General features: G+C 70.8%; 21 protein-coding genes. 12 read left to right on the plus strand and 9 right to left on the minus strand.

Annotated features, from left to right (window positions below):
• Window positions 1-96: 96 nt before the first annotated feature.
• The 4 genes from DPA01S_RS08135 to DPA01S_RS08150 all read right to left on the minus strand — a co-directional run bounded on the left by DPA01S_RS08135 (window position 97) and on the right by DPA01S_RS08150 (window position 6,047).
• The gene (locus tag DPA01S_RS08135) at window positions 97-675 is read right to left on the minus strand and encodes a hypothetical protein (RefSeq protein WP_061227944.1); all 579 of its coding nucleotides are present in this window, start codon (window positions 673-675) and stop codon (window positions 97-99) included.
• A gap of 190 nt (window positions 676-865) precedes the next feature.
• Window positions 866-3,223, minus strand: a complete 2,358-nt coding sequence (locus DPA01S_RS08140) for an AAA family ATPase (protein ID WP_061227945.1) — start codon at window positions 3,221-3,223, stop codon at window positions 866-868.
• Between the two features lie 38 nt (window positions 3,224-3,261).
• Complete coding sequence (locus DPA01S_RS08145; RefSeq protein WP_061915330.1) at window positions 3,262-4,485, minus strand: alpha/beta hydrolase; 1,224 nt, start codon at window positions 4,483-4,485, stop codon at window positions 3,262-3,264.
• 113 nt (window positions 4,486-4,598) lie between these two features.
• On the minus strand, window positions 4,599-6,047 hold the full coding sequence (locus DPA01S_RS08150) for a M20/M25/M40 family metallo-hydrolase (protein ID WP_061915332.1): 1,449 nt from the start codon (window positions 6,045-6,047) through the stop codon (window positions 4,599-4,601).
• An 81-nt stretch (window positions 6,048-6,128) separates the two neighbouring features.
• On the opposite strand from DPA01S_RS08150, the gene DPA01S_RS08155 reads away from it, so the two are divergent.
• On the plus strand, window positions 6,129-6,881 hold the full coding sequence (locus tag DPA01S_RS08155) for a hypothetical protein (RefSeq protein ID WP_232303068.1): 753 nt from the start codon (window positions 6,129-6,131) through the stop codon (window positions 6,879-6,881).
• Between the two features lie 21 nt (window positions 6,882-6,902).
• Here DPA01S_RS08155 and DPA01S_RS08160 read toward each other — a convergent pair whose 3' ends face one another.
• Both DPA01S_RS08160 and DPA01S_RS08165 read right to left on the minus strand, forming a co-directional pair.
• Window positions 6,903-7,622: a DUF8017 domain-containing protein gene (locus DPA01S_RS08160; protein WP_061227949.1), complete on the minus strand. Its 720-nt coding sequence runs from the start codon at window positions 7,620-7,622 to the stop codon at window positions 6,903-6,905.
• Window positions 7,623-7,629: 7 nt separating this feature from the next.
• The gene (locus DPA01S_RS08165) at window positions 7,630-8,106 is read right to left on the minus strand and encodes an SRPBCC family protein (RefSeq protein ID WP_061227950.1); all 477 of its coding nucleotides are present in this window, start codon (window positions 8,104-8,106) and stop codon (window positions 7,630-7,632) included.
• A gap of 295 nt (window positions 8,107-8,401) precedes the next feature.
• Between DPA01S_RS08165 and groL the strand changes: the two genes are divergently transcribed.
• The 7 genes from groL to DPA01S_RS08180 all read left to right on the plus strand — a co-directional run bounded on the left by groL (window position 8,402) and on the right by DPA01S_RS08180 (window position 14,041).
• On the plus strand, window positions 8,402-10,024 hold the full coding sequence (gene groL, locus DPA01S_RS08170; RefSeq protein WP_061227951.1) for a chaperonin GroEL: 1,623 nt from the start codon (window positions 8,402-8,404) through the stop codon (window positions 10,022-10,024).
• Between the two features lie 290 nt (window positions 10,025-10,314).
• A complete protein-coding gene (locus DPA01S_RS16985) occupies window positions 10,315-10,458 on the plus strand; it encodes a hypothetical protein (protein ID WP_167349529.1) in 144 nt (47 codons plus the stop codon).
• 48 nt (window positions 10,459-10,506) lie between these two features.
• On the plus strand, window positions 10,507-10,662 hold the full coding sequence (locus tag DPA01S_RS16990) for a hypothetical protein (RefSeq protein WP_167349530.1): 156 nt from the start codon (window positions 10,507-10,509) through the stop codon (window positions 10,660-10,662).
• Between the two features lie 397 nt (window positions 10,663-11,059).
• Window positions 11,060-11,221, plus strand: a complete 162-nt coding sequence (locus DPA01S_RS16995) for a hypothetical protein (protein WP_167349531.1) — start codon at window positions 11,060-11,062, stop codon at window positions 11,219-11,221.
• 113 nt (window positions 11,222-11,334) lie between these two features.
• Window positions 11,335-11,508, plus strand: coding sequence for a hypothetical protein (locus DPA01S_RS17000; RefSeq protein WP_167349532.1), 174 nt, complete (start codon window positions 11,335-11,337; stop codon window positions 11,506-11,508).
• A 367-nt stretch (window positions 11,509-11,875) separates the two neighbouring features.
• The gene (locus DPA01S_RS08175) at window positions 11,876-13,000 is read left to right on the plus strand and encodes an alpha/beta hydrolase (RefSeq protein WP_061227952.1); all 1,125 of its coding nucleotides are present in this window, start codon (window positions 11,876-11,878) and stop codon (window positions 12,998-13,000) included.
• Window positions 13,001-13,144: 144 nt separating this feature from the next.
• Window positions 13,145-14,041, plus strand: a complete 897-nt coding sequence (locus tag DPA01S_RS08180; RefSeq protein ID WP_061227953.1) for an alpha/beta fold hydrolase — start codon at window positions 13,145-13,147, stop codon at window positions 14,039-14,041.
• Here DPA01S_RS08180 and DPA01S_RS08185 read toward each other — a convergent pair.
• A complete protein-coding gene (locus tag DPA01S_RS08185) occupies window positions 14,001-16,181 on the minus strand; it encodes a prolyl oligopeptidase family serine peptidase (RefSeq protein ID WP_061228008.1) in 2,181 nt (726 codons plus the stop codon). The two genes, DPA01S_RS08180 and DPA01S_RS08185, sit on opposite strands and share 41 nt — an antisense overlap.
• 182 nt (window positions 16,182-16,363) lie before the next feature.
• On the opposite strand from DPA01S_RS08185, the gene DPA01S_RS17005 reads away from it, so the two are divergent.
• Window positions 16,364-16,510 (plus strand): hypothetical protein, encoded by a 147-nt coding sequence (locus DPA01S_RS17005; protein WP_165001061.1) that lies wholly within the window; start codon window positions 16,364-16,366, stop codon window positions 16,508-16,510.
• Window positions 16,511-16,632: 122 nt separating this feature from the next.
• Window positions 16,633-18,024 carry a dihydrolipoyl dehydrogenase gene (gene lpdA, locus DPA01S_RS08190; RefSeq protein ID WP_061227954.1) on the plus strand — a complete coding sequence of 464 codons (1,392 nt, stop codon included), beginning with the start codon at window positions 16,633-16,635 and terminating at the stop codon, window positions 18,022-18,024.
• Between the two features lie 216 nt (window positions 18,025-18,240).
• On the opposite strand, the gene DPA01S_RS08195 is transcribed toward lpdA, so the two are convergent.
• Entirely contained in the window at window positions 18,241-19,032 is a 792-nt protein-coding gene (locus DPA01S_RS08195) for a hypothetical protein (RefSeq protein ID WP_061227955.1), read from the minus strand.
• Window positions 19,033-19,297: 265 nt separating this feature from the next.
• Here DPA01S_RS08195 and DPA01S_RS08200 point away from each other — a divergent pair, with 265 nt between their 5' ends.
• Entirely contained in the window at window positions 19,298-20,032 is a 735-nt protein-coding gene (locus DPA01S_RS08200) for an HAD family hydrolase (RefSeq protein ID WP_061227956.1), read from the plus strand.
• Entirely contained in the window at window positions 20,029-22,521 is a 2,493-nt protein-coding gene (locus DPA01S_RS08205) for a glycoside hydrolase family 65 protein (protein WP_061915338.1), read from the plus strand. Before DPA01S_RS08200 ends, DPA01S_RS08205 begins: the two co-directional genes overlap by 4 nt.
• A 572-nt stretch (window positions 22,522-23,093) precedes the next feature.
• Here DPA01S_RS08205 and DPA01S_RS08210 read toward each other — a convergent pair.
• Window positions 23,094-23,636 carry a carboxymuconolactone decarboxylase family protein gene (locus tag DPA01S_RS08210; RefSeq protein ID WP_061915340.1) on the minus strand — a complete coding sequence of 181 codons (543 nt, stop codon included), beginning with the start codon at window positions 23,634-23,636 and terminating at the stop codon, window positions 23,094-23,096.
• Window positions 23,637-23,640 lie beyond the last annotated feature (4 nt).

The following is a 23,640-nucleotide window of genomic DNA, read 5'->3' on the forward strand; positions in this document are numbered from 1 at the left end:
ACATGCGGATGGACCCGCCGGGAGGGGGCGGGCGACCGGTGTCGACCGGGGCGTGGTTACTGCGCCTACTTTACAGAACAGCGTTTCGAGCCGCTTTCACCGCAGGTGAAGACGGGTCGCTGCGCTGAGCAGCGCGGAGATGGACGCCTCCGCCGCGGTCTGGCCGAAGCCGAGTGCCCACGTCTCGCGCCTGCCACTCGTCGCTCGCAGGATGGTGCACCACGACGACGTCGCCTCGTCGAACCCGCGCCCCTCGTACTGGTGGAACCGCTCGATCTCGGCGGGCGCGCCGACCCGGCTCAGCATCTCCGACATCGCCGTGAGGTCGCCACAGGACTCGGTGGTGAGACGGTGAGCGCGGAAGTCTCCGGGCGCGTCGTCGGCGGTGCGGGTGGCCAGGATCGCCTCGTAGGCGGTGATCCCACGACCGAGCGGGCGCCGCGAGAAATCGGCCAGGTGGAAGTGGTCGGACGAGGGGGCGTAGGTGTCGACGAGGGCCCGCCAGTCCATCCCGGCCGCCTCCTCGGCGAATCCGCGGGGCATGCGCCGCCCGAAGCGTTCGGCGAAGGGGCAGGGAGTGGCGGTGGCACCGCGGGAGTCGGTGTCGCGGGCGATGCTGCCGTGGGGGGTGCGGCCGTTGATGCCGGTGGGGAGGTGGTGCGTGGCGGCGTTCATGGTGTTCTCGCTTCTCGACGTCGGTGACGATGACCGACGGAGAAAGAGCAACCACGCAACGGGGGTGCCGGTCTGTCAGGCCCCGTTACGTCCGGTTACTACGAGAATCTTCCGCATGATCCCCACCATAGGCTGCCGTCCGCGGACCCGGCAAGCCCGTGTGGTCGACGCCTCGAGCTCCCGGGCCGGCTCAGTCGGCGCGTCGCTCCGCGTAGAGCCGCAGGTTCTCGACCTGGTCGGGGTCGAGCGACGGCCGCACGGCGAGGCGCGCGCGGGCCACGTCGTCGGCGGTGACCTCGGCCGCGTCGATGTCCCGGCGCATCGCGGTCAACGCCGATTCACGCAGCAGGGCCGCGCAGTCGGCGGCGGAGTAGCCGTCGAGGTCGGCGGCGAGCTCGTCCAGGTCGACGTCGTCGGCCAGCGGGACGTCACGGCCGGCGGCGCGCAGGATGTCGGCGCGGGCCTCCGCGTCCGGCGGCGGGACGAACACCAGTCGCTCGAGCCGCCCGGGGCGGAGCAACGCGGGATCGATGAGCTCGGGCCGGTTGGTGGCGCCGAGGATGACCACGTCGCCCAGCGGCTCGGCGCCGTCGAGCTCGGTGAGCAGCGCGGCAACGACGCGGTCGCCCACCCCGGAGTCGCCGGTCTGGCCGCGACGTGGGGCGAGGGCGTCGATCTCGTCGAGGAACACCAGGGACGGCGCCGAGTCGCGGGCCTTGCGGAACAGGTCGCGGACAGCCTTCTCCGACGACCCGACCCACTTGTCCATGAGCTCGGCGCCCTTGACCATGTGCACGGTCAGTCGCCCACTCGCCGCGAGTGCACGGACCACGAACGTCTTGCCGCAGCCGGGCGGGCCGTACAGCAGGACACCCCGCGGTGGCTGCACGCCCAGGCGCTCGAAGGACTCGCGGTGCTGCAGCGGCCACAGCACCGTCTCGGTGAGCGCCTGGCGCACCTCCTCCATGTCACCGACGTCGTCGAGCGTGATCGAGCCCAGGCTCAGCTCCTCCGTCCCCGAGCGGGAGAGCGGTCGGATCACGCTGATGGCGCCGAGGAGGTCCTCCTGCTCGAGGCGGGCGCCGGAGAGGGCGTCGTCCGCGGCTCCCGTGCCGTCGGTGCCGCCGTCGGTGCCGCCGTCGGTGCCGCCGGTGGCGCGGGCGGCTGCGCGCAGTGCCGCCTCGCGGGTCAGCGCCCGCATGTCGCCCGCCACGTAGCCGGGCGTGCGATCGGCGACGGCGGACAGGTCGAGGTCCGCGGCGGGCACGTCCCGCAGCATGACGGCCAGCAGGGCGGCGCGGTCGGCGGCGTCGGGCAGCGGTAGGTCCAGGACGCGGTCGCACACGTCGGGATCGCGCAGTCGGGGGTCGGCGTCCTCCGGCCGGACGCACGTCGCGACCAGCGCCGCACCCGGGGCCGCGACCACCGACCTCAACCGGTCCAGGACCAGGGTGGAGACCGGCTCGGACTCGGCCGGCAGCAGCGCGTCGACGTCGGTCACCAACAGGATCCCGCCGTGTTCACGCGTGCGCTCGGCGGCCGCCCGCACCGCCTCCAACCGTGACGCCGGGTCGAGGGAGCCGACCGACGGCCCGTCGATCACCTCGAGACGCCGGTCGCCCGCGACCGACCGCACGAGCGTCGCCTTGCCGACCCCCGGCGGCCCCGCCACCAGCACCCCGAGGTGCGGCGACGCGCCCAGCGTCCGCAGCAGTTCCGACCGGTCCAGCGCGAGCGAGAGCCACTGCTCCAGCACCTCGGCCTGGTCACCCACGCCCACGAGATCCTCGCGCGCGACGGCCGAGATCGCCGAACCGTCGGCCCCATCCGCGCTCCCGGCGCCCGCGGTCCGCCCGGCGGCCGCGGTGCCGGACGACCCCGACGCGTGGACGCCGCCTGCGGCGGGACCGGCGGGGAAGAGGGAACTCGTCGTCGTCACCGCCGCCGTCGTTCCGGCCGCCGCTGCTGTGCGCGGCGCGGTCGCCGTCGCCGCGCCCGTCACCACCGCGGTGGTGGGCTGCACGGACACGATGCCGTCGGGAACGGTCGCGGTCACGGTGAGCAGCTCCGTGCTCCACTGCGCGCCCATCGTGTTGCGTAGGGTGCGGGTGGTGTCCCCGGTGGGGAACTGTGGCCCGAGGTCGCGGGGCAGCAGCGTCACCGAATCGCCGACGCGCACCACCTTGCCCAGCAGCGCCGACCGCAGCACCCGCTCGGCGACCCCCCGCCCCGCCGGCGGGAGCCCCTGCACCTCGATCGACTGCGCACCCGTGACCTGCGCGGCCCGCACGGTGACGCGTGCGTCCTCGCCGAGACCACAGTTGGCGGCCACGACTTCGTCCACCACGAGGATCCCGCTCGGCGAACCCGGCTTCGCGGCGGCCACCACCGCCCCCGTGGTCCGGGCGCCGACGATCTCGATCGCGTCCCACTCCCGCATCCCCAGCGCGAGGATCACCTCGGGGTGCGCGCGTACGATGCCCCGGCGGGAGTCGGCCGCGGAGGCGGACAGTCGCAGGGTCAGGTCCAGATCCGGGCGCGCGTTCACGCCGCCGAGCCTATCGGCGCGCCGTCACGGCCCGGCGGTCAGAGGCCGACGCTGTGCTTGATGGCGTTCCACGCGACGGGGATCTGGCGCGAGTAGTAGGACCAGTTGTGCATGCCCGTCGGGAGGTGGTCGATGCGCGCCGGGATCCCCAGCTGCCGCAGGCGGCGGTCGGCGTCCCACGTGCACCGGTCGGTGGCCTGTTCGAGCGCCATGCCGGCGACGAAGTTGGCCGCGTCGTTGTTGTACGCCTCCCAGTCACCGGGGTTGGCCACGCCGGTGCTGGACGAGAGGTAGATGGCCTTGCCGCGCAGGTTCTCGGCGTTCAGGAGGGCGTCGTGGGCGGCCCACTGCTCGTTGCCGGGCTCGCCCCACATGTTGGTGAGCGTCGCGCCGCGGCTCTCGACCGTGTAGCGGGTGAGGATCTGCCCGAGCGCGTCGGTGGAGTAGCAGCCGGAGACGCCGAACACGCCGTTGTACAGGCCGGGGTGCCGGGTCGCGATGGTCACGGCCGCGCCGGCGCCCATCGAGATGCCGCCGATCGCGCGGTTGGTGTTGGCGCTGAGGCGGGGTTCGGCGATCCGCGGGAGGTCGCGGGTGATGAACGTCTCCCACTTGCTGATGCCCAGCACGGGGTCGGGCGCGTTCCAGTCGGACCACATGGAGCCCTGGCCGCCCGTGGGGATGATGAGGTTGACGTTCTGATCGGCGAACTGCTCGGCCGCGCCCCACTGCATGAAGCCGCTGGGCAGCTCGGAGCCCACGCCGTCGAGGAGGTAGAGGAAGGGCGCGCCGGCGCCGCCGCCCGGTGCTCGGTAGACCTCGACGGTGATGCCGCGCTGCATGTCCGCGGAGTCGATGAGCCAGCGCTCGTAACGGCCGTTCTTCTCCAGGACCTCGACGAACTTCGTCTCGCGGATGTTCGGGTTGGGCTGCGGCGACGGCGGCGGCGGGCCGGCGAACATGTTGGGCGAGAAGCCGAGCCGGTGGGCGATGTTCATCATCGACGAGCCCGAAGAGCCGGGGAGGTTGCCGAAGTAGAGGAGTTGGCTCAGGCTCTCGGGCGAGATGGTGCCGAGGGCGTCGTTGGCGACCTGCTCGGGGCTGATCGAGCCGGGCAGGCCCTGGGCCTGCGCCGATGCCGGGAGGAGGCCGACGCTCAGGGCCGCGGCGGCGGCGGTGGCGAGCAGGGCGCGGCCCGCTCGGCGGGCGGCGGAGGCCCGCCGGGTGCTCGGCACGGCGGCGACGGGTGCGGGGACGGTCATGGCGGCTCCTTGCTCCGGGCAGCCGGGACTGGACAGCCGCCACTGCCCCACTATCGCACTGTTCCGTCACACTGTTACCGGGAGCGCGTGGTGGCTCGGTGCCCCGCCCCCGGTCAGCGGTAGCGCTGGAGGAACGCCGCTTCGGCGAGCGCGATGCGGTCGATCTCCCGGGGGTCGACGCTCTCGTCGGGGGAGTGGATGGCGGCCGCCGGGTCCTCGACGCCGAACAGGGCGATGCTCGCGTCCGGGTGCGCGCGCTGCAGCGCCGTGCACAGCGGGATCGACCCGCCCGAGCCGACCTCCGCGACCTCCTCGGCGCCGTAGGCCTGCGCGAGGCACTGCGAGAGCAGATCGTGCACCGGGTCGGAACCGCCGGCGGGCACGGAGCGGAACGGGTGGCCGACGGCCTCGGGCTCGACCGTCACCCGGGCGTTCCAGGGGCGCCGGCGCTCGATGTGCGCGGTGAGCAGCCCCTGCGCCTCGACCGGGTCCATCCCCGGTGGGACGCGGAGGTTGATCAGGGCACGGGCGTGGGGCTGCACGGCCGCGATCGAGCCCTCGACCGGCGGGCAGTCGATGCCCAGCACCGTCACCGCGGGGCGGGCCCACACGAGGTCGGCCACCGGCGCGGCCGTGGAGACATCGACGCCGTCGAGGACGCCGGCATCGGCGCGGAACGTCTCCTCGGGGTAGGCCTGTCCGTCCCACCGCCCCGAGAAGTCGAGTCCGTCGACGGTGGTCGCCCCGGTCTGCGGGTCGCGCATGGAAGCGAGAATCGAGAGCAGTGCGGCCAGCGCGTCGGGCGCCGCGCCGCCGAACTGGCCGGAGTGGACCCCGGCCTCGAGGGTGTCGACGGCGACGACGACGTTCGCGATCCCCCGGAGGCTGGTCGTCAGCGTGGGGGTGCCCACCGAGACGTTCCCGGAATCGGCGATGAGTATGGCGTCCGCCGCCACCAGGTCCGGCCGATCGGCCACGAGATCGTCCAACCCTCCGCCACCGGTCTCCTCGGAACCCTCCACGACGATCCGGATCCCCAGGCCGTCCAGCGGGTCCGCCCCGGGCGAGCCGCCCTCGTCGTCGTCCTCTCCGGGTGCTCCCACGGCGGCGAGGGCGCGCAGGGCGGTGAGGTGGACGACCAGGTTGCCCTTACAGTCGGCCGCGCCGCGGCCGTACCACCGGCCGTCACGCTCGGTCAGCTCCCACGGCGAGGACGTCCAGGCCCCCTCATCGCCCGCCGGCTGCACGTCGTAATGGCTGTACAGCAGCACCGTGGGCCGACCCGGCGCGGCCGGGCGGTGGGCGAACACCGCCCGCGACCCGTCGGATGTCTCGACCACCTCCACTGCCTCCGGTCCCAGGCCGGGCACCGGCAGTTCGGTGAGCAGATCGCGGACCATCTCGCACGCCCGCTCGCAGGCCTCCGGCTCGGCCCCGTGCACCGACGGTACGGAGACGAGCGCGGCCAGGTCCGAGCGGGCGCGTTCGAGTTGCGCACCCACCGCGGCGGCCAGCGGCGCGAGCTCGGCGTGGGGGTCGGCGAACGCGGAGGAGTCGGTCATGGGCAACAGGATAGAGGCCGGGTACGACACGGCCGCGCAAGATGAACAGCAAGTGAACGCAGAATGAAGTATGTTGGGACCATGAGCAGCTTTGTGATCGTCGTCACCCCGGCGGAAGAGGGGTTCCGCGAGCTCGCGCACGTCGACGAGCTCCCCCAGCGACTCCGCGCCGACCTCGAGGCCCTGCGCGACGAGGTCGCCGAGCGCTTCCCCGGGGCGGAGGCCATCGGCGAGACCGGCGCGCTGTGCGCACGGCCCGAGATCGAGGGCGTCGGCGTCGTCATCCGTCCCGAGGTCATCACCCGCCCACTCGTGGTCAACGCGGTCATGCGGCTGGCCGCGCCCCGCCAGCTCCGCGTCACCGCACCCGAGCTCGGGCTCGCCGCGGATCCGCGCGAGCGCATCGACATCGACGTGCACCGGCGCCCCACCATGGTCGGGGCGGGGATCGCCGACCACTCCGTGCGCGGCCGGCCGCGGGGCACGCTGCCGTGGGTCACCCGCGAGCTTCTCGGTCAGCTCGTGGACCATCTCGAGATCGACGGTGACCGGCTGGAGCTGGAGGTCGACGACGAGCGGTGGTTTCGCTACGAGCGTTCCGGCGGCGCGCTGGTCGTCGAGGCCGTCGACGGCCCGGACGTCCCTGTCCGACGCGTCATGGTCCCCGTGGACGTGGCGGCCTCCGCGGCCGACGCCGGCTGGGCGTGGGCGCGGTGCGGCGCGGACTGGGCCCGGTTCCTCGAGGCGGGCACCGGCTCCGGGGAGGCGCCGGCGGACGTCGATCCCGCCGCTGCGCGCATGACCGAACCGAGCAGCCCCGCGTCGGCGGCCTGAGTCCTCACCGGTCCCGCGCGTCTACACCGAGTTGTCGTAGCGCAGTGAGGCCACAACGGTATCGATCGTCTCCGTCGGCTGAACCCCGGGCTCCCGCTCGTCGGACATGAGGACGAAGACGGTGGACGCCGGCGCGCCGTCCGGGGTGCGGGTGGAGACCGCGATCGTGTCGAAGCGGATGACCGGCGGCGTGCACGCGTTGCGCGGCGGGCGCACCTCACCGCGCAGTGACACATACCAGGCGGGCACCCCGGAGATCCCGATACGGCGCGCCTCGGGAACCGGGACGTCCGCTCCCGCCTCGGTGAAGCGCCGGTCGATGGAATCTGCCATCGCCCGCGACGCCGACTCGGCCTGATCGCGCGCCTCGCCCGGCAGCGTCGTCGCGCTGATGCCGACCAGCGTCCGGAAGCTCAGACCCCCGAGCGCGCAGTAGTCCCTGTCCGCGATGGCGTTTGCGGTGGTCACGTAGCCCGAGCCCCAGTCCGCCCCCGGGTCGTGGCCGTCCTCGTCGACACCGAACGGGTCACCGACCTCCCAGTCCGGCGGAACCGAGTACACGAGGCCGGTGGGGCTGCGCACGTCCTGCCAGTCCGCCGGCGGTGGCGCGGCGGCCAGAGTGGGCCCGGGCTCCTCCCGGGTGGGCTCGTACGGCTCGTCCTCGCCGCCGGGCCACAGTGTGCACCCCGTGAGCGTCGCGACGAGCGCGCCGGCGAGCAGCGCCGCGGCGGGGCGGGGCATTCCGCTCTCAGCCCCGCTCGGCGAGAGCCTTGATGCGCTGGAGCGAGGTGGACACGCCGCGGTCCATCTCGGCGGTGAACGACTTCTGTCCGCCGAAGAGCTTGTCGGTGAGGAACCGGGAGATGAAGGTGAGCCCGTCCGGCACCTCGCGGCGCTCGGTCAGTCGCGTGCCACCGGACGGCGTGGGCTCGAGCTCGAACACCCACACGGTCGTGTTCTCGTTGATCCGGTTGGCGAACCGGCGACCGGGCTCGAACTCCACCACCCGGCTCGTTGTGGGCCATACGATAGGGCCGCGCTTGTTGAGGTTGATCGCCCACGTGCCCTTGGTGGTGCGGCCGCCGGGTGAGAAGATCCTCCACGCCTGGCTGCTCCACTCCGTGGCGTTGCGGACCTCGGAGACGACCTCCCAGACCCTGGCCGGAGCGGCGTCGATCTCGATGGAGCTCTCGATGGCGCCGATGGCGGCGGGTTCGGTGGGCATTCGGCGGGCCTTTCGACACGGGCGGGTGGGACGGCGTCTCGATGGTAGGGCAGGGCTCGGGTCGGTGAGGGACGTTCGTGTGAGGCGTTCGCCGGACGCGGACCCGTCGATCCTTTGCACTCGTCGGGGGCGAGTGCTAGAAAAGCGATTGGCACTCGGTTACCCTGAGTGCCAGCAAGATCTGAAACTGAGGTCGCAAGGTGAGGGGCGGATCCGACACGGTCCGCACCGTCCGTCGCGGGCACCGACGCTGACCACACGCGTGTCACCCCATACCCGGAGGATGATTCACCCCATGGCAAAGATGATCGCGTTCGACGAAGAGGCCCGGCGCGGCCTGGAGAGCGGGCTCAATCAGCTCGCCGACGCCGTCAAGGTCACCCTCGGCCCCAAGGGTCGCAACGTCGTGCTGGAGAAGAAGTGGGGCGCCCCCACCATCACCAACGACGGTGTCTCCATCGCCAAGGAGATCGAGCTCGAGGACCCGTACGAGAAGATCGGGGCCGAGCTGGTCAAGGAGGTCGCCAAGAAGACCGACGACGTCGCCGGCGACGGAACCACCACCGCCACCGTCCTCGCCCAGGCGCTCGTGCGCGAGGGCCTGCGCAACGTCGCCGCCGGTGCCAACCCCATGGGCATCAAGCGCGGCATCGAGAAGGCCGTCGAGGCCGTCACCAAGCACCTCATCGACTCCGCCAAGGAGATCGAGACCAAGGAGCAGATCGCCGCGACCGCCGGCATCTCCGCCGCCGACCCGGCCATCGGTGAGCTCATCGCCCAGGCCATGGACAAGGTCGGCAAGGAGGGCGTGATCACGGTCGAGGAGTCCCAGACCTTCGGCCTGGACCTCGAGCTCACCGAGGGCATGCGCTTCGACAAGGGCTACATCTCGCAGTACTTCATGACGGACCCGGAGCGCCAGGAGGCGGTCATGGAGGATCCGTACATCCTCCTCGTCTCGGGCAAGGTCTCCACCGTCAAGGACCTGCTCCCGCTGCTGGAGAAGGTCATCGGCGAGAACAAGTCGCTGCTGATCATCGCCGAGGACGTCGAGGGCGAGGCCCTGTCGACCCTGGTCGTCAACAAGATCCGCGGCACCTTCAAGTCCGTCGCCGTCAAAGCCCCGGGCTTCGGCGACCGCCGCAAGGCCATGCTGCAGGACATCGCCATCCTCACCGGTGGCCAGGTCATCTCCGAGGAGGTCGGCCTCTCGCTCGAGACCGCCGACATCTCCATGCTCGGTAAGGCCCGCAAGGTCGTCGTGACCAAGGACGAGACCACCATCGTCGAGGGCGCCGGCGACCAGGGCCAGATCGAGGGCCGGGTCAACCAGATCCGTGCCGAGATCGAGAACTCCGACTCGGACTACGACCGCGAGAAGCTCCAGGAGCGCCTCGCGAAGCTCGCCGGCGGCGTGGCCGTCATCAAGGCGGGCGCGGCCACCGAGGTCGAGCTCAAGGAGCGCAAGCACCGCATCGAGGACGCCGTGCGTAACGCCAAGGCGGCCGTCGAGGAGGGCATCGTCGCCGGCGGTGGCGTCGCCCTGGTGAAGTCCGAGGCCGCGATCGAGGGCCTGTCCCTCGAGGGCGAGGAGGCCACCGGCGCGAACATCGTCAAGTTCGCCCTGAGCGCCCCGCTCAAGCAGATCGCCCTCAACGCCGGCCTCGAGCCGGGCGTCGTGGCCGAGAAGGTCCGCAACCTCCCCGGTTCCGAGGGCCTCAACGCGGCCACCGGCGAATACCAGGACCTCCTGGCGGCCGGCGTCAACGACCCGGTCAAGGTGACCCGCTCGGCGCTGCAGAACGCCGCGTCGATCGCCGCGCTGTTCCTCACCACCGAGGCCGTCGTGGCCGACAAGCCCGAGCCCGCCGCCCCGGCGATGCCGGGTGGCGACGAGATGGGCGGCATGGGCTTCTGATCTAAAAGCCCATGCGCGACTGACGCGCCCACACGCGCGCAGAGCAGGGTCCGTGGCCCGCACCGGTACACCGGTGCGGGCCACGGCCTATTTCGGGTGTCGGTCCCACTTTCGGGCGTCGGTCCACTCCGGCGGGCCGTAACACCACCGACACGTTCAGAGTGCTGCGTAAAAGGTCCGTGACCTGCGGTAAAGAGACTGTTTCAGCTATGGCGGCGGGTTCGACCGTTTCTTAGTGTCCTCTTCAGACGCCTCAGAAGGCGTCGTGAGTCACTGAGAAGGAGAACTCCATGCCCAACTTCGGCCAGCTGTCCGACCTCTTCGGGGGAATCACCGACGTTCTCGGCGCCCTTGTCTTCTTCACCGGCTCCCTCGGCGGCGAGGGCGGGGTGAACGACGTCATCGGCGCGATCACGAGCATCAGCGCCGAGTAGCCAGACCCCGACACGTCACCGCGCAGTCACAGATACAAGGAGCAGACAATGACCTTTCCCGAGTTCGGATCCCTCGCCGGCGTCAGCGGAGTCCTGGGCTTCCTCAACGACTTCCTCGGGGCCTTCGGAGACCTGTTCTCCGGCCTCGACTACTTCACCGGAGGCGACTTTCAGGAGGCCCTCGCGGGCGGATTCCTCCAGTGACTCCCTGAGCTCCGTCGAGGGTGGCGACTCTCCCCGACGGCCAGATGCGGCCCGCGCGATTCTCCCTCGCGCGGGCCGCTCCGCTGTCGGTGGGGAGAGGGTGTTCGATCAGCGGGAGGTCGGAGGTGAACGGGGGATGGCCTACGTGAACCGTTCACCTGCGGAGATGTCCGTGAGGGTGACGTGCGAAAGAATTCTTCTCAAAGCGCCACGATTAATGAGACTTCTTAAGGCTGCGTGGTTTACAGTGGCTCAGGGCACACGCCCGGCGCGAAGCTAGGGCCAGCGCCGACAGGGTGGACTGAGATGCACCTCACGATTGACATCGGTGCGCCTTAGGTTACCCTTACCCGGGGCCCCGCGAGTGGGGCGTCATCACAGCAAAAGGGAGATACACATGCCTGATTTCAGCGCCATCAGCGCCGCGCTCACCGCGGTCACCAACGCCATCAGCGGCCTCGTGGCCCTGACCGGGTCCCTGACGGGCAACGACCTGGGCCCCGCGCTCGAGGCCATCGGTCTCGGTGATCTCGGCAGCGCCGCGGAGGGTGCGGCCTGACAGCCCCCGGGGCCAGGGTGATCCCTGTGCCCATACCGGCTGTGTAGAGACGCGGCCACCTCAATCTTCGATCTTGATCCGGACCCCGGATCGCACTCTCAAGGAGAACAGACATGGGTATCGACCTCGGCTCCATCGGCGGCGACAACGGCCTGCTCGCGAAGGACGGCATCGTCGACCTCGGCGGTACGTTCCTCGGCGCCGTCAACAACCTGGTCAAGGCTGTCGGCTACTTCGTCGGCGGCGACTTCCAGAAGGCGCTCGACGCGGGCTTCATGAAGGCCTGAGTCGGACGACTGACTCGAAAAGGGCTCCGGGCTGAGGCTCGGAGCTCTTTTTTCTGCTCGCGACCGCCGGGCGCCGACCGGGCGACCTGAGTTCGATATGGGTTCGTTCATATCGGTAACACAGATCGGCGGCGAGTCGATAATGTTGACGTGAGCCGCACGGGAGGCTCTGAGGTTTCCACCGGCCGGTGCCGGTGTGACATCCTCGGGGCCGAGCCCTGCGGATGAACTGCCCAGTCTTGGCGGCGCGCTGGTGATACTAGTGTGGCTGATGGGACTTGTGTGACTGCTGGGAATCGGGTTAGCGTTCTCCGCGAGAAGGTGCCCGGGTCCGTCTGTGAACAACGAGAATGTAAGGCGTCGAAATATGCGTTCAGTGAAGCGGTTCGGCACGAAGGTCGCAGCAGCGGCCCTCGCCGCGGCCATGGTCCCCGTCGTCGCCACCGGCACGGCTCAGGCCCAGGGCGGCACCATCCAGTACACCAAGGCCACCGCGGGCAACAAGGTCGTCGAGACCAAGCTCCCGGACGGTCGACTGATCGTGTCGGTGTGGTCGGACAAGATGGCCGTCGAGGTGCCGAACATCGTCCAGCCGCCGCGCGACGGTAACTTGCGTGCTCCCGTGCTGTACCTCGTCAACGGGGCGGGCGGTGGCGAGGACTCCGCCACCTGGCAGGCACAGTCCGACGTCAAGCAGTTCATGTCCGACAAGGACGCCTGGACCGTCACCCCGATCGGCGGAGCCTTCTCGTACTACACGGACTGGCAGAAGCACGATCCCAATGTCCAGACCCGCTTCGCGCGTGACACCGACCGTCCGATGGCGTTCGAGACCTACCTCGCCAAAGAACTGCCGGATCTCTTCGAGGGTCGCTACGGGGGGAACACCGGCGACGCCCGCGGCCGTGGTCTCGCCGCGATCTCCATGACCGCGACCTCGGTCCTGACCATCGCCCAGAAGTACCCGGGCAGGTTCGACGCCATCGGCTCCTACTCCGGCTGTGCGGAGACCTCCACCCCGATCGGCCACGAGTTCATCAACATCGTCACCGGCATGCGGGGCGGGGCCGACCTCAACAACATGTGGGGGCCCTTCCCGGGCGAGCCCCGCGCGGGTACCAACAGCTGGTTCGACAACGACCCGGTCTGGGGCGCCTGGCGCTTCAAGGAGCAGATGGACCGCGGCCAGCTGCCCGCCATGTTCATCTCCACCGGAAACGGTCTGCCCGGACCGCACGAGTCGCTCGAGAACTGGCGCCTGCGCAACAGCATCCCGGCGCTGGCCAACCAGGCGATCGTCGGCGGTGTCATCGAGGCGGCCACCCAGTACTGCACGGCCAATCTGGCCCGCCGCTTCGGCGAGCTCGGCATCCCCGCCCACTTCGACTTCGCGCCCAACGGCACGCACTCGTGGGGCTACTGGGAGGACGACCTCAAGCAGTCCTGGCCCATGATGGCGAACGCCATGGGTGCCCGCTGGGGCGCTCTCTGATCGACCGGCGCCACGGCGGCTCACCCGCGCCCGGAGCCCACGGACCCCGCTCACCTCACATCAGGTGGGCGGGGTCCGTTCTCGTATGCGGCCCCGCCGCGGGCCGGCTGCGGCGAACGGAGCGTAGTCCGGCATCCTGTACCCATGACCACGATCGAAGACCCCGCCCGGGTCGAACTGCACCACCCGGACGGCAGCACCAGCCCGCTGCTGATCGTGGAGACCGACCAGCGGGACGAGCGCCGGCCGTCGGTCCTGGTGCTGCCGGGCATCGCCGTCGGCGCCCGTTACTACCTCCCGCTCGCCCGCGCGCTGGCGGCCGAGGGCGTCGACGTCGCGATCACCGAGCTGCGCGGCCAGGGGGAGAGCACCTACCGCATCGGTCGGCGTAGCGCCCCGGCCGGCTACCACGAGAGCGCCGCCGAGGACGTCCCGCTCGCGCTCGACGCGATGGAGCAGCGACTCGGCCGGCGGCCCGTGATCCTCCTGGGGCACAGCATGGGCGCGCAGATCGGTGTGTACCACCTCGCGCGCCACGACCCGCGCGTCGCCGGGCTCGTCGCGGTCGCCGCCCAGTCACCGTTCCACCGCGGCTTCCCGGGGCCCGTCGGTCGCAAGCTGCGCGCGGGCTCGGTGATCCTGCCGGCGCTGGGCTGGCTCTCCGGGCACGTGCCGGGACAGTTCTTCGGCGCGAAGGGACGGATCCCCGCCGACCGCATCCGGGACTGGGCCCGGCTCGCCGCGGCGGGCGTCATGCAGCCGGCTCGCGCCGATCTCGACTACCCGGCGGGCCTGTCGCGCGTCACCGTGCCGGCGCTGGCGGTGGTGATCGCCGACGACCCGCTCGCCCCCGCGAGTGCCGCACGCAACCTCCTGGCCATGCTGCCCTCCGCGCGCACGACCCTCGAGCTCGAACCCGAGGCGCTGGGGCACAACTCGTGGGCGCGCCGACCCGCCGAGGTGGTCGCCCGGGTGCTCGCGTGGACGGACCGGGAGGTCGTCAGGCCCGAGCGGGACGACGACGAGGTAGTCGACGCCTGAAGAACTCGTACGTGAGGACCGCTTTCCGCGCCTCCTGCGTGTTGTCGGCGGCGCCGGCGTGGCCGCCCTCGACGTTCTCGTAATAGGCGACCTCGTGACCCGCGGCCTCCAGGGCGGCGGTCATCTTCCGCGCGTGGCCCGGGTGCACGCGGTCATCCCGTGTCGAGGTGGTCATGAGCACGGGCGGGTAACGGACCTCCGAGGCGGGCCGGATGTTCTGGTAGGGGGAGTACGCGCCGAGGAAATCGTCCCAGTCGGACGAGTCCGGGTCGCCGTACTCGGCCATCCACGACGCGCCGGCCAACAGTAGGTGGTAACGCTTCATGTCCAGCAGCGGTACAGCGATCGCCAGCGCTCCGAAGAGTTCCGGGTAGCGGGTGAGCATGACGCCCATGAGCAGCCCGCCGTTGGATCCGCCGGTCGCGCCCAGCTGGTCGCGGGTGGTCACCCCCGTATCGACGAGGGCGCGCGCCACGGCCGCGAAGTCCTCGTAGGCGCGCGGCCGCTTCTCGCGCAGGGCGGCCCGGTGCCACGACGGCCCGTACTCGCCGCCGCCGCGGATCCCCGCCACGACGTAGACTCCGCCCTCCTCGAGCCACAGCGCGCCGCGCAGGGCCGCGTACGCGGGCCGCATCGACACCTCGAAGCCTCCGTAGCCGTACAGGATGGTTGGTCGGGGGCCGTCCGGGCCGGGCCCGCGCATGACGGTGTACGGGACCTCGGTGCCGTCGTCGCTCACGGCGGTGTGGCGGGTGACCTCGATGCCGGCCGTGTCGAACCGGTGCGGGGTCGCGCCGAGGGTGGTGGTGCTGCCGTCGGCGCGCAGGAGCACCAGCGACGGTGGCACGACCGGCCCGGAGACCGCGAGCACGGCGTCGTCGGGGTGCGGCCGCTCGCCGTCGGACCGCCCTCCTCCCGCCGGCCCGGAATCCTCCTGCTCGCCGTCCCGCATCCCGGACAGCCGGTCGCAGGACAGCACGTCGATCGACACGTGCTCGAGCAGGCCCTCCACCGGCCGCGGCGTCCAGTCGCCGTCGACGGAATCGGGGATGGTGTAGGCCTCGATCCGCGACTCGGTGTCGTCGAGGACCGTCAGCAGGATCCGGCCGCGGCCCCAGGTGATGTCCTCGACGGTCGTGGACGGGGTGGGGGAGAACAGGACGACCGGCTCGGGCAGGCGCTCGGGGTCGGCGTCCACGACGGACCACGGCACCACGAGCACCGACCCGCCGGGATGGGTCCGGCCCGCGATCTCGAGATCGGTCCGGGGCCTCAGGAGGAGCCAGTCGCCGCACGAGGTGACGTCGCAGTCCTCGGGCACGGGCACGGCGCGCGGCCCGGTCGCGGTGGGGTCGGTCCCGGGCGTCCAGAAGACCTCCTGCGAGGTGTGGAAGTCCGGTGCGCGGCTGGCGAGGAACCGGCCCGTCGTCGGGTCGTGCGAGGCCCCCACCGCCACGTCGTCCGTCCGTCCCTCGAAGATCACGGGCGCCTGCGCGGGATCGGTACCGCGCCGCCACAGTCGCACGACGCGCGCGTACCCCGAGTCGGTGGCGTCGGATCCCTCCGGGTCGAGCGGCGCGGCGAGGAGCACGGTGTCGCGGTCGACCCACGACACCGAGCACTTGGCCTCGCTCAGTCGGAAGCCGTCCTCCGAGGCGGGGACGAAGCGTCGCGCGAGGAGGTCGAACTCGCGGATCTCGACGGCGTCCGCGCCGCCGCGGGACAACCGCAGCAGTGCGCGGTCGTCGGCAGGCCGGCGGACGACCGTCCCCGAGTACACCCAGTTGACGCCTTCCTCGTCGGCGAGCGCGTCGACGTCGACGAGCGTCTCCCACGCCGGGTGGTCGACACCTGGCGCGCCCTCTGCGAGGACCGACCACGGCACGCGGCGCCACAGTCCGCGTCGGTGGTCGCCGTCCTTCCACAGCGTGTAGGCGTGGGGGCCGCGCAGGACGGGCCAGGCGATACGGTCCGTGGCGTCGAGGATCTCCAGCGCCCGGGTGTAGGAGGCCTCGGCGTGCTCGCCGGTCGCGAGATCGGCCACCGTCCGGTCGCTGCGCATCCGCACCCACTCCAGGGCGTGGGGCGCGTCCACGTCCTCCAGGTGGAGGTACGGATCTGAGCTCGGGGAAACCGTCATGACCTCGATGATGCCGTGGTCGTGTCGGAGTGACCGAGCCGACATGTCGGATGGGGGTCCAGATCTTCACAGACTCTTGTTATGAGGCTGCGCCGTCAGTAGCATCATCCCCACGTTCGGGTCGTCTGACCCGGCCATTCTCGGGGATCCGGGAATGCACCCTCGATAAACGGAGACACATAATGGGTTCCCTCAAGCTCGGATCGGTCACGGAGTCCCTCGGCGGAGGCACCGGCAGCTCCACCGAGACCATCACCGATCAGATCGCCGAGACCGTCGGCGACCTGGTCGCCACCGCGCTCCGGCAGGTCCTGGGCAACCTGTCCTGACGGTGCCCGCAGACATCCCGACGCCGCCCCTTCCACCCGGAGGGGGCGGCGTCGGGCATTTCGGGTGCGATCGGGGGCGGCTCGGGGTGCCTGCGACACGCGTTGCGCATAGTCTGTGTGTCGTGGCTGACACTCATTTCGACCTGATCGTCCTCGGCGCGGGCCCCGGTGGCTACGTCGCCGCAATCCGTGCCTCGCAGCTCGGCCTCAAGGTGGCCGTCGTCGAGGAGAAGTACTGGGGCGGCGTGTGCCTCAACGTGGGTTGTATCCCCTCAAAGGCACTGCTGCGTAATGCGGAGCTGGCCAACACGGTTCAGCGTGACGGCAAGCTGTTCGGTATCTCCGGCGACGTCTCCTTCGACTTCGGCGCCGCCTACGACCGCAGCCGCAAGGTCTCGGACGGCATCGTCAAGGGCGTCCACTTCCTCATGAAGAAGAACAAGATCACCGAGATCAACGGCTACGGGACGTTCACCGACGCCAAGACGATCGAGGTCGACGGCACGGAGTACACGTTCGACAACTGCATCATCGCCACCGGCTCCGTGGTCAAGACCCTCCCGGGCATCGAGCTGAGCGAGAACGTGGTCAGCTACGAGGAGCAGATCCTCTCCCGCGAGCTGCCCGACTCGATCGTCGTGGTGGGCGCGGGCGCGATCGGCATGGAGTTCGCGTACGTGATGAACGCCTACGGCGTCGAGGTCACGATCGTCGAGTTCATGGACCGCCTGCTGCCGAACGAGGACGAGGAGGTCTCCAAGGAGATCGCCAAGCACTACAAGAAGCTCGGCATCAAGCTCCTCACCGGGCACAAGACCACCAAGATCACCGACAACGGTGACTCGGTGGACGTGGAGATCGAGAAGAAGGACGGCGGGGAGACCCAGACGGTCACCGTGGACAAGGTCCTCATGGCCGTCGGCTTCGGTCCCCGCGTCGAGGGCTTCGGCCTGGAGAACGCCGGCGTCGAGCTCACCGACCGCGGCGCGATCGACATCGACGACCACATGCGCACCAACGTCGACGGCATCTACGCCATCGGCGACGTCACCGGCAAGCTGCAGCTCGCCCACGTGGCCGAGGCGCAGGGCGTCGTGGCCGCCGAGACCATGGCCGGCGCCGAGACCCAGACCCTGGGCGACTACCGTATGATGCCGCGCGCCACGTTCTGCCAGCCGCAGGTCGCGTCCTTCGGGCTCACCGAGGCCCAGGCGAGGGACGAGGGCTACGACGTCAAGGTGGCCAAGTTCCCGTACTCCGCCAACGGCAAGGCGCAGGGCCTCGGCCATGCGGTCGGCTTCGTGAAGATCGTCGCCGACGCCACCCACGGAGAGCTGATCGGCGGCCACCTCATCGGTCCCGATGTCTCCGAGCTCCTGCCCGAGCTGACCCTCGCGCAGATGTGGGACCTCACCGCCGCCGACGTCGCCCGCAACGTGCACACGCACCCGACGCTGTCCGAGGCCATGAAGGAGGCCGTCGAGGGCATCGCCGGCCACATGATCAACCTCTGACGGTCCGCCCGTCGCTCCGCCCCGCTGCTCGCCGGTTCGTCCGGCCGGGCGGCGGGGCGGAGTGCCTTCCGGCGTGTGCCCGGCGCGGGGTCCAACCCGTCCACAGCTGACGGAACGATCGGGCCCCGGCCGACGAAAAGACCGTTCCGCACGGACCCACTCGGGCGACGTGTGCGAAACGGTCTTCTCGATGGCGCGGACCCGCCGGCCGCGGGGTCACTCGGCGTTGACGAGCTTCTCCATCTGCGCCGTGTAGATCGCGTCGAGGGCGCCGGCGGCGGTCGGCAGGACCGGGTCGGCCGCGGGATCGTCGCCGCGGGCCGCGTACTCCACGCTCACCGTGGTGTCGCGGGCGTACCCGTGGATCGCGATGGCCCGGCTCAGGGTCTTCTTCCCGTCCGGCTGCGTGGTGATGAAGTCGCTGGTGACGCGGAAACCCTCGGCGCCCGCGATCTCCGGCGCGTCCTGCACCGACATGACGAGCTCGACATCGGGGTTCGAGGTGCTGCGCGCGGTGGTGCACGCCTCGTAGAGGGAGCGGTCCATGAAGTCGTCGAGCCGGCCGCTCACCATGCCGATGCCGAACCGGTGCTCGGTCTCGTCGGTCTCGGACTGCTTGTAGCGCACCGCCGCGGTCACGCCGTCCGTGGTGGCGTGGTTGGAGACGGTCTCGAGGCGCGAGACCTTGTCGCAGGCCGGGTCGTCCATGAGCTGGCGCTGCTGGTCGGCGACGAGCTTGTCGACGGCCTCCTGGAGCATCGACCGGTCGAGCACCTGGACGATGCCACCCCCCGGGGCCTCGCCCTCGGCCAGCACGAGCTCCTCGACGGGCGCCTGCGGGGCCGAGTCGTCGACGGTCGGCGAGGCCGACGCCGAGGTCGACGTGTCGCCCGACTGCTCGGCCTCGGCGCCGGAGTCGTCCGACGAACAGGCCGTGAGAGCTGCCGCGGTGACCAGCGCGAGGCCGGCGGCCGCGACGCGGCGGGTGGTGCGGGTGCGGAGGCGCATCTCTCTCCTTTGTTTTCGGTTACCCACATAGTGCCACCGTCGTACCGCTATCTGTGCATCGTGCCCCGCGTGCGGCGCGCTGCGGAAAAGCCCGCGGGCACGGCCGTGGAACGCCGGAAACATCAAAAGCGACCGCGGGGGCCCGAAGTCGGGGGCAGTGACCGCGCGGGTGGAAGCGGTGTAACGGGCCCGGTGTGACTACCCTTGGGGCCGCGCACGGGCGGAGCCTCTCGGCGCCGACGACCCCCTGATATAGGACAACGATATGGACCATGACGGTGTGGACGCCGTGCTCTTCGACCTCGACGGGGTGATCACCCCGACGGCGGAGAAGCACATGGAGGCGTGGAACCGGATGTTCAGCGCGTACTTCGACGCCCGCGGGATCGACCCGTACTCGGACGAGGACTACTTCCGGTACATCGACGGCAAGCCGCGCCTCGAGGGCATCGCGTCGATGCTCGCCGCGCGGGGCCTCACCCTGCCCGAGGGGAGTGACGACGACGAGGCGGGCCCGGACGCGGACACCCTGCACGGGCTCGGTATCCGCAAGAACGTGATCTTCCGTGAACTGCTCGACGAGGGGATCGAGGCCTACCCCGGCTCGGTCGCCTACCTCGACGCGCTCGACGCCGCCGGCATCGCCTCGTGCGTCGTCTCGAGCTCGAAGAACGCGGAGGCCGTGCTCACCGCGGCCGGGCTGCGCGACCGGTTCGACGTGATCGTCGACGGCGTGGTCGCCGCCGCCGAGGGCATCCCCGGAAAGCCGAAGCCCGACACGTACCTGCGGGGTGCCGAGCTGCTCGGCGTGCCCGCGGAGCGCTGCGTCGTGATCGAGGACGCCGTCTCGGGGGTGCAGGCCGGCGCTGCTGGCGGGTTCGCGCGAGTGGTCGGCGTGGACCGCGGGGCCGGGCGCGAGACCCTGCTCGCGGAGGGGGCCGACCTCGTCGTCGTCGACCTCTCCGAGCTCATCCCCGGACTCACGGAGGCACGCCGGTGACCCGCGTCCCCATCTCCCGTGGCCCGGTGCACGACACCGTCGGCCAGTCGGTGCCCGGCAACATCCGCACCACCTACGGTGTGAATCTCCGCAGCCACCTCGAGGTGCCGGAGATCAACCGCTCCACCCACCCCGCCGACCCGTGGCGCTGGGTCGAGACCAGCCCCAAGGCCTCGCCGCGGGGCGTGTCCGAGACCCAGTTCGCGGTGGCCAACGGGTACCTCGGCATGCGCGGCAACCCCGAGGAGGGGCGCGACTCCGCCCAGCACGGCACGTTCGTCAACGGCTTCCACGAGACGTGGCACATCCAGCACGCCGAGGACGCGTACGGCCTCGCGCGCGAGGGCCAGACGATGATCCAGGCCCCCGACACCAAGACGATCCGCATCTACGTCGACGACGAGCCGCTGCGCCTGTCCGTGGCCGACCTCGAGCACTACGAGCGCAGCATCGACTTCCGCGACGGCGTCCTGCGTCGCGAGATCGTGTGGCGTACGCCCGCCGGCAAGAAGGTCGTCATCCGTTCCAGCCGGATGGTGTCCATGGTGGAGAAGCACCTCGCCGTGATGACCTACGAGATCGAGCTGCCGGACGAGCCCGCGCCCGTGGTGATCTCCTCGCAGGTCCTCAACCGTCAGGACGGCGAGGACGAGTACGGCTCCGCCGACGACGTCCCCGACGAGGGCTTCGACCCGCGCCGCGCCGAGGGACTGGACCACCGCGTCCTCGAGTCCCAGCTCTGCGAGGGCCAGCGCGGTTACCAGGTGCACGGCTACCGCTGCGCCAACTCCGGAATGACCATCGCCGTGGCCGTCGACCACCTCCTCGAGACCGAGGACGACGTGGCCCTGAGCCACGAGATCGACGACGACTCGTCGAAGGTCGTCTACCACGCGCACGTCACGCCGGGGCGCGTGCTCAAGCTGACCAAGCTCGCCGCGTACCACACGTCCGAGGTCGTGCCCGCGGGCGAACTCGCCGACCGGTGCTCACGCACCCTCGGCCGGGCCCGCGAGCGCGGCGTGGACGACCTGCACCGCACCCAGCGGGACTGGTACGACCACTTCTGGGACCGCGCGGACGTCGAGGTGGACGGCCCCGCGGAGACGCAGCAGGCCATCCGGTTCAACCTCTTCCAGCTGGCCCAGGCCTCGGCGCGCGCCGAGTACAACGGCATCGCCGCCAAGGGCGTCACCGGCAGCGGCTACTCCGGCCACTACTTCTGGGACACCGAGACGTATGTCCTGCCGTTCCTGACCTACACGATGCCGCGGTTCGCCCGGAATGCCCTGCGCTTCCGGTACAACATGCTCGACAAGGCGCGGGAGCGCGCGAAGTTCCTGTCCGTCAAGGGCGCCCTCTACCCGTGGCGCACGATCAACGGCGAGGAGGCGTCCGCCTACTACGAGGCCGGTACCGCTCAGTACCACATCAACGCCGACATCGCGCACGCCATGGTCAAGTACATGTGGGCCACCGAGGACCAGGACTTCATGATCCGCGAGGGCGTGGACGTGCTGGTCGAGACCGCGCGGATGTGGGTCTCGCTCGGTTTCTTCGACGGCGACGGCATGTTCCACATCCACGGCGTGACCGGGCCGGACGAGTACACGACCGTCGTGGACAACAACCTGTTCACCAACGCCATGGCCCGGTTCAACCTCGTGGCCGCGGCTATCGCCTGCAAGCGGATCGCCGAGCTGGAGGACGGCAAGTGGGAGGCGATCTGCCGCCGCCTGAAGATCCGCGACGAGGAGATCGCCGAGTGGAAGCGCGCCGCCGAGAACATGGTGATCGCGTTCGACGAGGAACTGGGCGTCCACCCGCAGGACCAGGACTTCCTCGCCAAGGAGGTCTGGGACCAGGACCTCGAGGAACCCCGCCGGCCGCTCCTGCTGCACTTCCATCCGCTGGTCATCTACCGGCATCAGGTGCTCAAGCAGGCCGATGTCGTGCTGGCCATGTTCCTGCGCGGTGACGAGTTCAGCGAGGAGCAGAAGCGGGCGAACTTCGAGTACTACGACCCGTTGACCACCGGCGACTCCACCCTGTCGGCCGTGGTGCAGGCGATCATCGCCGCTGAGATCGGCTACTGCGACGAGGCGTTCGAGCACTTCCAGAAGGCCCTGGTTGTGGACCTGGCCGACGTGCACGGCAACGCTTCCGACGGCATCCACGTGGCCTCCACCGGCGGGGTCTGGTCGGCGCTGGTCAGCGGCTTCGGCGGGATGCGCGACTACCGTGGCGACATCTCGTTCGACCCGCGGGTGCCCGCGCAGTGGGGGTCGCTGACGTTCCGGATGACGGTGCGGGGCACACACGTGCGGGTCCGCTGCGACCACCACGAGATCACGATCGCCAACCTGAACGGCACCGATTTCGACTGCACGGTGCAGGGCCGCGAGGTGCACGTGCCGGCGGGGCAGACGGTGACGGTCGGCCTCGACGACCGGGCCCGCGTCTGCCTGTCCTGCGCGGAGCAGAACTGAGCGCGTAGCCCTCGCCCGGCCGCGTTCGTCGCCCGGACCCGGCTCGGCAGCCGACTGGGCGGGCCGCGCGCTGTCGGCGTCGGTGGCCGATCTGCTGGTCGGCTGCGTCCGCCGGGTGGGGGGTGCTGTGGCGTGGTCGGCTGGGCCTCGAGCCTGAATCGGCGTGGTCGTCGCGCCGGCTCAGCTCGCGATTTGAGGCCCCGCCGCACGCTGCCTATCGGATCGCGCTACGCGTAAGGGCTCCCATGGGCGTCGCGCGATCGGATGGGCGGCGCGGGATCAGATGGGTGAGGCGGGTCCGATCGGTGAGTCCGCTGCCGGGGCGGGTCGGTCGCTGCGGGGCCGGCGATCCGGAGCGCGGCGCGCGATCTGCCCCTCGGATCTCGTTTCGCTCGTCGCATTGCGATTCGCTCGCGGAGTTCCTGGGGCAGATCGATTTCGGAGGAGCGAAGTGTAATCCGCGGGGCGGATCGTGGAGGCCGGGTGCACTGGCGAGAGCCGGGCGACTGCCGGCCGACTTCCGGGTCGGGCCCGTCGCAAACCGAGGGGCGGATCGTGGAGGCGGGGCGGTGTCAGCGGGGGCGGTCCGGCTGGATCCGCAGCGCCTGCAGGGAGGTGGCGAGGCCGTCGTACTGCGCGACCAACTGCACCAGCGCGACCAGCTCACCCGGGTTCAGGTACTCGGCGAGCGCGGACCACGTCTCGTCGGACACGTCCTTCGTCCGCACCAGCTCGTCGACGGCCGTGAGCAGCACCTCCAGCCGGTCCGGCCAACCCGCGGTGGCGGGGTCGCGGGTGGTGCGGGCGATCTCGTCGTCGTCCAGTCCCACCCGCGCGCCGATGCGCTCGTGGTGCGCCCGCTCGTACGCGCTGCCCCGTAGATGGGCCACGCGCAGGATCACGAGTTCGGTGGTGCGGCGATCGAGGATCCCGAACGGCATCATCATCCCCGAGTAGGCGAGCCAGGCGGGGAAGAGGCGGCGGGCGCGGCCGAGCGTGGCGAACAGGTGGACGTCGCGTGAGCCGGTGACGCGCGCGCCGATGCGGTTGACCGCCCAGCCGAACGGGCCGAGCTCGCGGAACCCGCCGGGCGAAATCCTCGGTGACTGGCTCATGGCC

Origin of the sequence: Dietzia papillomatosis NBRC 105045 (assembly GCF_001570845.1) — a bacterium.
GTDB classification, from domain to species: domain Bacteria; phylum Actinomycetota; class Actinomycetes; order Mycobacteriales; family Mycobacteriaceae; genus Dietzia; species Dietzia cinnamea.

Coding starts and splice junctions, on each gene's coding strand:
- DPA01S_RS08135 (WP_061227944.1), bottom strand. CDS start 675: ATGAACGCCGCCACGCACCACCTCCCCACCGGCATCAACGGCCGCACC.
- DPA01S_RS08145 (WP_061915330.1), bottom strand. CDS start 4,485: ATGACCGTCCCCGCACCCGTCGCCGCCGTGCCGAGCACCCGGCGGGCC.
- DPA01S_RS08150 (WP_061915332.1), bottom strand. CDS start 6,047: ATGACCGACTCCTCCGCGTTCGCCGACCCCCACGCCGAGCTCGCGCCG.
- DPA01S_RS08155 (WP_232303068.1), top strand. CDS start 6,129: ATGAGCAGCTTTGTGATCGTCGTCACCCCGGCGGAAGAGGGGTTCCGC.
- DPA01S_RS08160 (WP_061227949.1), bottom strand. CDS start 7,622: ATGCCCCGCCCCGCCGCGGCGCTGCTCGCCGGCGCGCTCGTCGCGACG.
- DPA01S_RS08165 (WP_061227950.1), bottom strand. CDS start 8,106: ATGCCCACCGAACCCGCCGCCATCGGCGCCATCGAGAGCTCCATCGAG.
- groL (WP_061227951.1), top strand. CDS start 8,402: ATGGCAAAGATGATCGCGTTCGACGAAGAGGCCCGGCGCGGCCTGGAG.
- DPA01S_RS16985 (WP_167349529.1), top strand. CDS start 10,315: ATGCCCAACTTCGGCCAGCTGTCCGACCTCTTCGGGGGAATCACCGAC.
- DPA01S_RS16990 (WP_167349530.1), top strand. CDS start 10,507: ATGACCTTTCCCGAGTTCGGATCCCTCGCCGGCGTCAGCGGAGTCCTG.
- DPA01S_RS16995 (WP_167349531.1), top strand. CDS start 11,060: ATGCCTGATTTCAGCGCCATCAGCGCCGCGCTCACCGCGGTCACCAAC.
- DPA01S_RS17000 (WP_167349532.1), top strand. CDS start 11,335: ATGGGTATCGACCTCGGCTCCATCGGCGGCGACAACGGCCTGCTCGCG.
- DPA01S_RS08175 (WP_061227952.1), top strand. CDS start 11,876: ATGCGTTCAGTGAAGCGGTTCGGCACGAAGGTCGCAGCAGCGGCCCTC.
- DPA01S_RS08180 (WP_061227953.1), top strand. CDS start 13,145: ATGACCACGATCGAAGACCCCGCCCGGGTCGAACTGCACCACCCGGAC.
- DPA01S_RS08185 (WP_061228008.1), bottom strand. CDS start 16,181: ATGACGGTTTCCCCGAGCTCAGATCCGTACCTCCACCTGGAGGACGTG.
- DPA01S_RS17005 (WP_165001061.1), top strand. CDS start 16,364: ATGGGTTCCCTCAAGCTCGGATCGGTCACGGAGTCCCTCGGCGGAGGC.
- DPA01S_RS08195 (WP_061227955.1), bottom strand. CDS start 19,032: ATGCGCCTCCGCACCCGCACCACCCGCCGCGTCGCGGCCGCCGGCCTC.
- DPA01S_RS08200 (WP_061227956.1), top strand. CDS start 19,298: ATGGACCATGACGGTGTGGACGCCGTGCTCTTCGACCTCGACGGGGTG.
- DPA01S_RS08210 (WP_061915340.1), bottom strand. CDS start 23,636: ATGAGCCAGTCACCGAGGATTTCGCCCGGCGGGTTCCGCGAGCTCGGC.